Source organism: Streptomyces sp. NPDC017979 (assembly GCF_044328175.1).
Lineage (GTDB): Bacteria > Actinomycetota > Actinomycetes > Streptomycetales > Streptomycetaceae > Streptomyces.
The window spans coordinates 319,538-329,418 of the sequence record NZ_JBIRGU010000008.1 but is presented as its reverse complement, the minus strand read 5'-3'; the positions used below and the strand labels follow the sequence as shown (position 1 = coordinate 329,418).

Genomic DNA, 9,881 nt, shown 5'->3' with positions numbered 1-9,881 from the left:
GCCACATGCAACGTCAACCCGTACCGCTCCACCGTCCGATCCCGAAACTCCAACACCTCGGGAAAGTTGTGACCCGTGTCCACGTGCAACAACGCAAACGGCACCCGCGCCGGCGCAAACGCCTTCACCGCCAGATGCAACATCACGATCGAATCCTTGCCCCCGGAAAACAACACCACCGGACGCTCGAACTCCCCCGCCACCTCCCGCACCACATGAACCGACTCCGACTCCAACGCATCCAAATGCGACAGGGCGAACTCTCCGCCCAGGTCCACACCCGGACCCGCGAGCACTTCGGGGGACACGCTCATCACGCTCATGCCAAACCTCTCTCGGTCAACAGTCCCAATACGGCCCGGGCGGACTCCGCCACCGTCCGGTCTTCCGTCGGCGCGGACACCGGCACTTCGACGAAGGCCGCCCGGCTCTTCTCGTGCCAGGCACCGACCAGCCGGGTGTCCTCGACACCGGGCCTGGCCACGGGCACCAGCACCGTGACGCCGTTGGCGGCCAGGACCTGCGCGATCCGACCGATGCGGCGCACGTCGGCGGCGCCGTCGGCTCCCGCACCGCTCGCGACGCCGTCGACCGGCAGCACCTGGACCCTGCGGTGCCGCTCGGTCAGCCGCTCGGCGAGGGCACGGGCGACGCCGTGCCCCGTGCCCTCCGCTCCGGTGAGCCAGACGGTTGCGCCGGGCCTGCAGGTGCAGTACTCGGTGGCGGTCGGTGCCGCGCTCACAGGGCGCCCCACTCCCTTACGGCCGCGGTCAGCACCCGGTGCGCGCGGCGGAACTCCGCGGCGTCGATGTGCTCGTGCGGCGTGTGGTCGAGGCTGGCGTCCCCGGGCCCGTAAGCCACCATGGGGACCCCGTGCCAGGTGGTGGCCAGGGTGTTCATGTCGCTGCTCCCCTTCTTCAGCAGGAACCTGGGGGCGGTGCCGGCGTCCCGGAAGGCCCGCTGGAAGCTCTTGACCAGCGGGTTGGACCGGGGCGTCGACTTGCCGGGGGTGGCCCGCAGGACGTCCATCCGCACCGGCTCCACGGCCGCGGACCGCAGCGCGTCGAGCAGGGCGTCGACGTCGACTCCGGGAGGCACGCGCACATCGACGACGGACTCGCCGGCCTGCACGTCGCCGTGGTTGAGGGCGTGGACTCCGAGGACGGCCGTCAGCGCTTCGGGCGCCACCCGCGCCACCTCGCGGCGGGCCGCTTCCAGCGCCTCGACGAGCCGGTCGCCGGCGGTGCGCACGCCCTTGCCCGCGGTGTGCCCGGTGTGCTCCTCCACCGCGAACCGCACCTTGATGAGCCCGTAGTAGCCGACGGTCAGGGCCGCGGCGCCGCTGGGCTCGCCGATGACGACGGCGTCGGCCGGGTAGTGGTCGCGGACGTGGAAGGCGCCGGCGCCGGTGATCTCCTCCTGGACGGCGCCGACCACCCGTAGCTGTACGTCGTCGGGGAGTTCGGCGTCCGCGAGGGTCTGGAGGAAGGTGACGAGGCTGGCCTTGGCGTCGACGCTGCCGCGTCCGGTGAGGACGTCGCCGTCCCAACGGGCGGGCCAGCGGTGCGGCACGGTGTCGACGTGGCCGAGGAGCAGCAGCCGGCGGGGGCCGGAGCCGCGGGTGGCGACCAGGTTGCCGACCGTGTCGATCTCGGCCTTGATGCGGTTGTCGGTGCACCACTCGGCGAGGAACTCCGTCAGCTCGCGCTCGTCCCGGGAGACCGACGCGAGCTCGACGGACCGGGCGAGCAGGGTGAGGTCGGGCGCGGGTGCGGGGGCGCGCCAGAACCAGGTGGCGTTGGTGGCGGCCAGGGTGTGGGGGCCGGTGACGGCGATGTCGCAGCTGCCGCGCATCGCGATCTCGGCCGCCCGGACCTTCTGCCGCATCCTGCCTCGGGCGTAGTGCTGCCCCTCCCCCTTGTGGGCGTGCCGCAGGGTGCTGGTGGGGTTGCGGGGGTCGGTGAGGAGTCCGGCGGTGCCGGTGACGAGCCGTAGGTGGTCGGCGTCCAGGGCGCGGGCCGCTTCGGCCGCGAGGACGTCGGCGTCGACGTTGAGGGCCGTGCCGCCCTCGACGTCGGCGACGGGTGGACTGAGGCAGACGACGTCGAAGGTGTCGAGCAGGGCCCGGAGCCGGGGCACGTCCAGGGCGCAGACGGTGCCGGCTCGGTGGTCGCGCACGATGCGGACCCTGTCGTCTTCGACGGCCCGCAGCGGTCCGTTGACGGTGGCGCTGACCAGCGATCCGGTGCGGGCGACGGCGGCGAACACCGACAGTCCGCGCTGCGTCAGCTCCTGCTCGATGCGGGGCAGGGTGACCTGTTCGTACGCGGCGACGATGTGCGGGGTCTCCTCCGGAGGGCAGTAGCGGACCTCGTCGCCGCCGCGGGTGGTGAGGGTGCGCACGGGGCGGCCGATGCGGTCGTAGTGCTCGCGGATGCCGGCGGCGCCGCCCGCGATGACGAGCACCTGGGCGCCGCGCTGGCGCAGCGCGAGCACCTCGTCGTACACCTCGGTGTGCGCTTGGCTGGCGCTGCCCAGCTTGACGACGTAGAGCGCGGCTCGCCGGGCGCTGGCGACCTCTCCCAGAGCGGACATGGTGGGGCTCCCTTCTGCGTGGGGTGGTGCGCGGTGCCGCGGGCGCCGGTTCAACCGATGCCCCGGCAGTTGCCGCCGTCCGCCACCAGCACGCTGCCGGTGACGAAGGCGGCCTGTTCGCTGGCGAGGAAGGTGACGAGGGCGCCGAGGTCCTCGGCCCGGCCGATCCGCCCCAGGGGCAGGCTCCGGGCGACCTCGGCGAGGCGCTGTTCGACCTCATCGCCGTACTGGACGTCGAGGATGGGGGTGCGGTGGAACCCGGGGGCCAGCACGTTCACGGTCACCCCGGCGTCGCCGAAGGTGTGCACCAGCCCCTTGACGAAGCCGAGGACGCCGAGCCTGGCGACGGACGAGAGGCCGCTGCCGGGGTGCGGTTGGCGCACCGACTCCGAGGTGATCATGATGATGCGGCCCCAGCCCGCGGCGGTGAGGTGGGGGGCCGCGGCGAGCGCGAGGGACACGTGCGGCAGCAGGTTCCCCTCCACCGCGTCGCGGTACTGGGCGACGGTGAAGCTGTCGACCGGGCCGAAGGGCACGCCGCCGGAGTTGGTGACCACGACGTGCAGGGCGCCGAACTCCTCGGCGGTGCGGTCCACCCAGGCGGCGGCCTCGTCGGCGTCGGTGAGGTCCACCACGGTGCTCAGGACTCGGCCCGGGCCGCACGCGTCGACCTCCGCCCGGGCGCGGGCCAGCCGGTCCGGGTCACGGGCGCAGAGGGAGACGTGGGCGCCCTCCGCGGCGAGGGCGCGGGCGGTGGCGAGGCCCAGGCCGCTGCTGGATGCGGCGACGAGGGCGACGCGCCCTGCGAGTCCGAGGTCCACTGGGTCAGTCCCTTCTGTTGTCGATGACGGATCTGTCGGTGACGGATCTGTCGGTGACAGGTCCTTCTGTGACATGTCCGCCTGTCACCGGTCCGCCTGTGACGGATGGTCAGCTCGCGCGTGCCGCGACGGGTTCGGGGCCGCGCCCCGGCCTCAGCGGGTAGCGGTACCGGGCGAGCAGGGGGGCGGCGATGCCGGTGGCGGCGACGAGGTCGCGGGCGCCGAGTTCGGTGCGCCAGCGCTCGTCGGGCCGGATCGTCGTCGTTCCCCTGCGCAGCCGGTCCGGGTTGCCCGTGACGGTGTGGTTGACGCCGAGTTCGACCGTGCCGGAGGCGTCCACCGGCGAGTCGTCGTCCAGCCCGGCGAAGCGCAGCACCTCGGTGACGGTGCGGCCCGGCGCGCGGGACAGGTCCTCGTGGCGGATGCGCAGGTAGCGGCCGGCGGCGGCCTCGCCGATGAGTTCGGACGCCAGGTTGAAGGCGGTCCAGTAGCCGGTGCTGCGCGCCGGGCTCATCGGGTCGATGTACTCCTTGCCGCGCCGGTACGACAGTGCGGTGGCGCGGGGGTCGCGCACGATGTGCAGGACCCGGACGTCGAGGTCGGTGCGGCCGAGCAGGGCCGCGGCCTCGGCGGGGTACTTGGAGCCGTCGACGATCAGTCGATCGGCGCCCCGCTCGGCGAGCAGCCGGTAGATGCGTGCGGTGTGGCCGGTGAGTTCCTCGACTCCGGGGGCGGGTGCGGCGGTGCCGAGGGACTCGGCGAGCCGGGTGCGGGTGTGTCGGGTGCGCAGCAGCGCGCGCTGACGCATCGTGAGGTGGCGGGCGATCGCCTCGGGTGCCGCGGCCTCGGGCGTCGTGGCGGCGAAGGCGGCCAGGACGTCGGACCACAGCGGGCAGTCGCGCACGGCGGCGCCGCAGCCGCAGGTGGAGTTGGTGCCCGTGCCCAGGACGCCGTTGCGCCACAGGTAGTGCAGCTCGCCGACGTGTCGTACGCCGGGGAGTTCGTTGAGCAGATTGCCCAACAGGGTGGAGCCGCTGCGCATCCAGCCGGTGATGTAGAGGACGCGCGGCGGGCGGTCGGTCTTCGCGTCGGTCATCGCGTGTGGTCCTTCCGGATACCGGGCGGCGGTCAGTCGCGCGACAGCAGCAGGAAGTGCTGCGGCAGGTGGACCGCGAGCCCGACGCGGGTGCTGGCCTCGACGAGGTCGCCGCCGTCGGGGCCCGCGCCGCGGCGCAGTGCGATGGACGCCACCTCGGGCACCAGCAGGGTGGCCGCCGCGCGGAAGTCGCCGAGCAGGGCCCGGTCCCGCGGGATCATCCGGGTGCGGGAGACCGTGATGCCGACGCCGCCGAGCAGGCCGAGGGTGCCGGCCTTGGCGAGCTGCCAGTACGTGGCGGGGTGCACCACGATCCCGTCGCAGGAGCCGCCGGTCTCCTCCACTTCGGCCGCGGCACTGGTCAGGGAGTCGGCGAGGTCGTCGCCGAGTGAGCCGTGGCGGATCCCGGGCACCGTCAGCAGCCCGGGCACCGCCCCGTCCGCGCTGCCGTGCAGCAGCGACTCGTTCTCGACGACGGAGAGTCTGACGAGGACGCGGTAGTCGACGAAGGTGGCGAGCAGCGTGGGCTCGTCGAGCAGTCCCTCCGGCAGCGGCACGGAGACGGTGAGGTCGGTGAGTTCGGCGCCGCGCAGGCTGGAGGCGAAGGCGCCTTCGGGGGTGCTGGCGTACGAGGTGCCGGAGGCGTTCACGGCGGCGCGCGGCGGCTCGTAGACGTAGGGGACGGTGCGGTCGGGAACGGTCGCGGTCTTGAGCAGGTGGCGTACGGCGTAGCGGGGGCGGGTGGCGAAGAGCGGGAACGCGGCCGGCAGATGGGCCCGGAACGGTACGACGCGGTCCTCGCCCGGGGCCACGCCCCGTACGGCCCAGGAGAACTCCTCGCCCGGGGTGCGGGCCTTCAGGCCGGGGTCGGCCAGGGGGATCCGAACCCCCTGTTGAACTGCGGGACTTGCAACTGCGCCCTGCATGGTGACTCCTCCCTCGTTAACACGTTCAGGGGAAAGGCTGGCTAGCTAATTGACATTAGACATTTCTTCTGGACGCTGCGGACGCCGTCGACTTCAGGTGTCCTTATGAGGGGCATAACCCCCCGTTACCAGCTATCGCCGACACCGGTTACCGGTCATGCGGCTGGAATATGCCCACCCATGGCGGTGCGGATCGCGTACGCAAGCACGCCGGGTCGGTCCATGGGTCGGGTATGAAACTCTCTGCCCGGGACCATGAAAATCTCATATCGGGTTCGTGTATCCCGGGGTAGGAGACGCCCTGCACCGGCGTCTAAGGTTTTCCTACCCGTCGCTTCACACTGCACTCTCTGATCAGGTCCCGCGTCCCCAGCGAGAAGAACGGGTGTGTGGCAGATCGTTCGTGGAGGTGAGTGGGAGAATGCACCACAACCTGCAAATCAATCAGCTCAGAACCCTGGTGGCAGTCGTCGAGCTGGGTGGCTTCCGCCGGGCCGCCGAGGCGCTGCACATCACCCAGCCCGCGGTGAGTCAGCAGATCCGGCAGTTGGGCCGGCTCACCAAGGCCCCGGTCTTCACCTCGACCGGCCGCAACCTGCGGCTCAGTCCCCAAGGTGAGGAACTGCTCGGTTATGCACGCCGGTTGGTCACCCTCAACGACGAGGCCGTGGGGCGGTTCGTGCCGCTCGCCGGCAACGTCAGGTTGTCCATCGGCATCGTGAACCAACTGGCCGAGGCGTTGCCGGAGTTCCTCCGGGTCGTCATGAAGCGCATGCCGCACGCACAGGTCAGCGTGCGGACCGGGCTGAGCGAGTCCCTGGAGAGTCAGGTCTCCGCCGGACAGCTCGACCTGGCGCTGCTGCTCCAGGCCCGCCCCCAGCGCACCAACGCCACCAGTCACCACCTGGGGCACATGAAGATGGACTGGTTCGGTCAACCCGCGCACGGCGAACGGGCCGCACTGCCGCTGACGCTCTTCACCGAACCGTGCACCCTGCGCGGGCGCATCATGGAGACCCTGGACGCCTCCGACGTCCCCTGGCGCATCTCGTACGAGGGCTCCGAGTTGGTGGGGCTGCGCGCCGCCGCCAAAGCGGGCCTCGGGATGGCGTGCCTGGTGGCGAACGGCGACGAACTGTGGGGGCTGCCCCGGGCGATCCGGCCGGGACTGCCGTCAGCGCCCGGGCCGATACCGGTCACCATGGCGTTCCCCGTCTCCGCCAACTCGTCCGGGCTGCCGGGCGTCGCGGAGAAGGCGTTCCGCCAGGCGCTGCGCGGATACCCGTTCACCGAGACCCCGGCCCGCGGGCCGTTGGAGGGGATCCCGGCCTGACGGGACCGCGAACGCACTGCCGCACGTCACGCACCGGCGTACGGACGAGCACCGCCGCACCACCCGTACCACCCGCACCGATCGACGCCGTCCCGCACGGGTCCCCGTACGGCCCCGTCCGGGCCCGGCGCCGAACCTGCACCGCACCACCCGCACTACCCGCACCACCCGCGCCCGGAGCGGCGACCGCACCATCCGCGCCGTCCTGCACCAACAGCAAGGAGATGCACGTGCCCCACGACGTGACCGTGGACCTCGCCCGACTGGCCGACCAGGAAGGCGTCGACCCCTCCGTCGACCCGTACGCCCTCTACACCCGTTTACGGAAGGCGGGCCCCGTCCACCGGGTCCGCCTCCCCGTCACCGAGGACGAGTGCTGGCTGGTCGTCGGACACCGCGAGGCACGGGCCGCGCTCGTCGACGCACGGCTGAGCAATGACGTCCGTCTCGCCGCCGAGCGGCGCGACGACGACTCGCTCGCGATCGGCCGCAACATGCTCCAGGTCGACGCGGTCGAGCACGGCCGGCTGCGCCGGCTGGTCGCCGGGGTGTTCACCGCCCGCCGGGTGCGCGCCCTGCGCCCCCGGGTCCAACAGCTGGCGAACGAACTGGTGACCGCGTTCCTCGACGGCGGGCCCGCCGACGAGCCGGTCGATCTGGTCCCCGCCCTCGCGCTGCCGCTGCCGATGGCGGTGATCTGCGAGCTGATGGGCGTCGCCGACGAGGACCGGGAGGACTTCCACCGCTGGTCCGACGCGGTCGTGAAGCCGCCGACGCCCGATGCCGCGGGCGCCGCGCTGCACTCCCTCACGCGCTACTTCGCCGCGCTGATCGAACGCAAGCGCCGGCACGGCGGCGACGACCTGCTGAGCGCACTGGTCCGTGCCAACGACGCAGGCGACGCCACCCACGACGGCACCAGTGACGGCAGCGAGGCGTCGCGGCTGAGCGACGACGACCTGCTCGGCATGGTCTTCCTGCTCTTCGTGGCGGGGCACGAGACGAGCGCCAACCTCATCGCGGCCGGTGTGCACGCCCTGCTGCGCCACCCGCAGCAGTTGGCGGAGCTCCGCGCCGACTGGTCCCTGCTGGACGGTGCCGTGGAGGAGATGCTGCGCTACTGCGCCCCGGTCCAGGCGACGGCGTTCCGCTTCACCGCCGAGCCGATCACCATCGCGGGCACCGAACTGCCGGCCGGGGACCCCGTACTGGTGAGCCTGGGCGCGGTCAGCCGCGATCCGGAGCTGTTCCCCGCACCGGACGAGTTCGACATCCGCCGACCGCCGTCCGAGGTCCGCGCCCATCTGGCCTTCGGGCACGGCGCGCACTACTGCATCGGCGCTCCACTGGCCCGGCTGGAAGCCGCGCTGGCGATCCGCACGCTGCTGGAGCGATGTCCCCGGCTGCGCCTCGGGCCCGGGCGGGTCGCCGAAGAGGTGGTGTGGCGCCCCAACGCGATGCTGCGCGGCCCGGCCGGCCTGCCGGTGCTGCGCGCCTGACGCCCCGCCCGGCCGGCTCGGTGGGCCTGCGCGCCTGGACGCAACCTCCGCCGCAAAGTTCCCTGGGCGCCTGGACGTAGCCGCCGTGGCCCTGCGGAAGCATTGGTCTCTGCGGCCCGACTGTGGCTCGTCGCGCAGTTCCTCCCCCTGTGCCCTGCGGGCACGGGGGGACCCCAGCGCCCCTGCTTCGCTGCCCCGTCACTTTGTCTGCGGGCTGGAGGTGAGGGTTTTAGGGGCGCGGGGAACTGCGCGAACAACCCACTACCGGCCGGTAGAGACCAATGCTCCTGCAGGACCACGGCGGCTACGTCCAGATGCACAGGGAAGCACGCAAGGTCACCGACGGCCCGCAGACGCCCGCACCACGGCGCCATCACGACACCGACGGAAGGGCACCCGGGACTCTACGGGCAGGACTTAGCCACGTGGCCGACGCACCGGACCGAGGTGCTCGGCCGGAGCCAGGCCCTGGACGTCGTCGCAGCCGCCGAACGCCGTGCCGGTGATCGTCGCGCCCGAGTCGCCGGCGAGATAGACGGCCAGGCCGCCGAGCCCTTCGTCGGCCGGGGCCGGCGGCCGGCCGACGCGCGGCGGGTCCGGGCTGCGGCGCGCGCCGGGACTGAGCACGTTGACCGTGACGCCGGTGTCCGCCACCGTGCGCACCAGTCCGCGCATGTAGCCGAGCAGGCCCATGCGCGTCACCGATGCGACGCACAGTTCGGACGGGGCGCGGCCGCTGACGGGGGGCGCGATCATCATCACCCGGCCGCCACCGCGCACCTTCATGCACGGCAGCGCGGCCAGGGTGACGCTGATGTGCACCAGCAGGTCGGCGTCGATCGCGGCCCGGTAGTCCGAGATGCGGAACCCGTCGGCGGGGCGGTCGAGTCCGGCGGAGTCGGTGACCACGATGTCCGGGCCGCCGAACGCGTCGGCGGTGCGCCTGACCCACTCCGCGGCGGCGAAGTCGTCCCGTAGATCGGCCGGCATGCTCAGGACGTCGCCCGCGCCCAGCGCGTTCACCTCGACGTGGGCGCGCGCCAGGGCCTGGGGGTCGCGGGCGCAGAGCGAGATGTCGGCGCCCTCGGCGGCGAGCGCCCTCGCCACGCCCAGCCCGCCTCCCCCGCTCGGGGCTACCACCATGGCGACGCGTCCTCTCAACCGTGCGGCCATGTGGCAGCTCCCTGGGGTCAGGCGCCGGGCGGCGCGGCTCGCTCGTCATCCGGGATCACGCCCGGCCGGCTCCCCCGAATTCATTCCCATCTTGGAAACAACATTATCCATGAACTCGCCCAATGATTTCCCCTGCCCGTATAAGCGATTCCATCAATATCGATCAGATGGGTTTATTGGTGATTCCGGGGGGAAATCGGATACGGTTTCTATTGGCCGAATTCCACACCACCACAAGCGGGGTGACGTTCATGCAGAAGGTAGCAGCGGGACCGGAGTGCCCGGAATGCACTGCTGAGGTTCCGTTCGAGGGCGGGGCTCGGGTGAGCGAGATCATCGAGTGCCCCGAGTGCCGGATCGAGTTGGAAGTGACGTCCGTGCAGCCGCCGGAGCTGGTGTTGGCCCCGGAGGTCGAGGAGGACTGGGGCGAGTAGGCCC

10 protein-coding genes are annotated in these 9,881 nt (G+C 72.1%); 3 read left to right on the top strand and 7 right to left on the bottom strand.

Translation table 11 applies throughout. The annotated features are described in order from the left end of the window. From ACH4E8_RS22335 to ACH4E8_RS22310, 6 genes are all read right to left on the bottom strand, one after another. Nucleotides 1–314: phosphoadenosine phosphosulfate reductase family protein (locus ACH4E8_RS22335; RefSeq protein ID WP_398450811.1), on the bottom strand; the 314-nt coding region annotated here is incomplete at its 3' end. Nucleotides 315–319: 5 nt separating this feature from the next. Next, nucleotides 320–742, bottom strand: a complete 423-nt coding sequence (locus ACH4E8_RS22330; RefSeq protein WP_398450785.1) for an adenylyl-sulfate kinase — start codon at nt 740–742, stop codon at nt 320–322. Further along, nucleotides 739–2,595 (bottom strand): M20/M25/M40 family metallo-hydrolase, encoded by a 1,857-nt coding sequence (locus ACH4E8_RS22325; protein ID WP_398450783.1) that lies wholly within the window; start codon nt 2,593–2,595, stop codon nt 739–741. The genes ACH4E8_RS22330 and ACH4E8_RS22325 overlap by 4 nt, the downstream gene beginning before the upstream one ends. 50 nt (nt 2,596–2,645) lie before the next feature. Beyond that, a complete protein-coding gene (locus ACH4E8_RS22320; RefSeq protein ID WP_398450781.1) occupies nt 2,646–3,416 on the bottom strand; it encodes an SDR family NAD(P)-dependent oxidoreductase in 771 nt (256 codons plus the stop codon). A 109-nt stretch (nt 3,417–3,525) separates the two neighbouring features. Beyond that, nucleotides 3,526–4,512 (bottom strand): sulfotransferase, encoded by a 987-nt coding sequence (locus ACH4E8_RS22315; RefSeq protein WP_398450779.1) that lies wholly within the window; start codon nt 4,510–4,512, stop codon nt 3,526–3,528. 32 nt (nt 4,513–4,544) lie between these two features. Further along, nucleotides 4,545–5,438, bottom strand: a complete 894-nt coding sequence (locus tag ACH4E8_RS22310; RefSeq protein ID WP_398450777.1) for a family 3 encapsulin nanocompartment shell protein — start codon at nt 5,436–5,438, stop codon at nt 4,545–4,547. A gap of 421 nt (nt 5,439–5,859) precedes the next feature. On the opposite strand from ACH4E8_RS22310, the gene ACH4E8_RS22305 reads away from it, so the two are divergent. Both ACH4E8_RS22305 and ACH4E8_RS22300 read left to right on the top strand, forming a co-directional pair. Then, nucleotides 5,860–6,771 carry a LysR family transcriptional regulator gene (locus ACH4E8_RS22305; protein WP_398450775.1) on the top strand — a complete coding sequence of 304 codons (912 nt, stop codon included), beginning with the start codon at nt 5,860–5,862 and terminating at the stop codon, nt 6,769–6,771. A 224-nt stretch (nt 6,772–6,995) separates the two neighbouring features. Continuing rightward, nucleotides 6,996–8,270: a cytochrome P450 gene (locus ACH4E8_RS22300; RefSeq protein WP_398450773.1), complete on the top strand. Its 1,275-nt coding sequence runs from the start codon at nt 6,996–6,998 to the stop codon at nt 8,268–8,270. A gap of 417 nt (nt 8,271–8,687) precedes the next feature. On the opposite strand, the gene ACH4E8_RS22295 is transcribed toward ACH4E8_RS22300, so the two are convergent. Next, on the bottom strand, nt 8,688–9,413 hold the full coding sequence (locus tag ACH4E8_RS22295) for an SDR family NAD(P)-dependent oxidoreductase (protein WP_398450771.1): 726 nt from the start codon (nt 9,411–9,413) through the stop codon (nt 8,688–8,690). Between the two features lie 152 nt (nt 9,414–9,565). On the opposite strand from ACH4E8_RS22295, the gene ACH4E8_RS22290 reads away from it, so the two are divergent. Beyond that, nucleotides 9,566–9,877: a hypothetical protein gene (locus ACH4E8_RS22290; protein WP_398450769.1), complete on the top strand. Its 312-nt coding sequence runs from the start codon at nt 9,566–9,568 to the stop codon at nt 9,875–9,877. The last annotated feature ends 4 nt before the right edge of the window (nt 9,878–9,881 follow it).

Coding starts and splice junctions, on each gene's coding strand:
- ACH4E8_RS22305 (WP_398450775.1), top strand. CDS start 5,860: ATGCACCACAACCTGCAAATCAATCAGCTCAGAACCCTGGTGGCAGTC.
- ACH4E8_RS22290 (WP_398450769.1), top strand. CDS start 9,566: ATGATTTCCCCTGCCCGTATAAGCGATTCCATCAATATCGATCAGATG.
- ACH4E8_RS22300 (WP_398450773.1), top strand. CDS start 6,996: ATGCACGTGCCCCACGACGTGACCGTGGACCTCGCCCGACTGGCCGAC.
- ACH4E8_RS22310 (WP_398450777.1), bottom strand. CDS start 5,438: ATGCAGGGCGCAGTTGCAAGTCCCGCAGTTCAACAGGGGGTTCGGATC.
- ACH4E8_RS22315 (WP_398450779.1), bottom strand. CDS start 4,512: ATGACCGACGCGAAGACCGACCGCCCGCCGCGCGTCCTCTACATCACC.
- ACH4E8_RS22325 (WP_398450783.1), bottom strand. CDS start 2,595: ATGTCCGCTCTGGGAGAGGTCGCCAGCGCCCGGCGAGCCGCGCTCTAC.
- ACH4E8_RS22295 (WP_398450771.1), bottom strand. CDS start 9,413: ATGGTGGTAGCCCCGAGCGGGGGAGGCGGGCTGGGCGTGGCGAGGGCG.